1 protein-coding gene is annotated in these 311 nt (G+C 57.9%); it reads left to right on the top strand.

Going from position 1 to position 311, the window contains the following annotated elements:
- On the top strand, positions 1-311 hold a 311-nt coding region (locus tag EN824_RS34285; RefSeq protein ID WP_135933219.1), incomplete at both ends, for an ABC transporter permease subunit.

The following is a 311-nucleotide window of genomic DNA, read 5'->3' as shown; positions in this document are numbered from 1 at the left end:
CGCCATCTTCCTGTTCAATCAGTCCTTCCGCAGCTATCCGGATGAAATCATCGAAGCGGCACGCATGGACGGCTTCTCTGAAATGGAGATCTGCTGGGGGCTTGTGCTGCGTGGTTCGCTGCCTTCACTCGCCGCCTTCTCGGTCTTTTCGCTCGTCGCCCACTGGAACGACCTTTATTGGCCGATGATCGTTATCTCTGACACCAATCTCGCGCCACCGCCGCTTGGCATGATGTTTTTCGCCGATGTTGAATCCGGCGCAAATTACGGCGCGCTGATGGCGGGCGCGACACTGATTACCGCGCCGATGG

It is taken from the genome of Mesorhizobium sp. M8A.F.Ca.ET.181.01.1.1 (assembly GCF_004792025.1).
In the GTDB taxonomy this organism is placed as follows: domain Bacteria; phylum Pseudomonadota; class Alphaproteobacteria; order Rhizobiales; family Rhizobiaceae; genus Mesorhizobium.
This window is presented reverse-complemented; position numbering and strand designations above follow the sequence as displayed.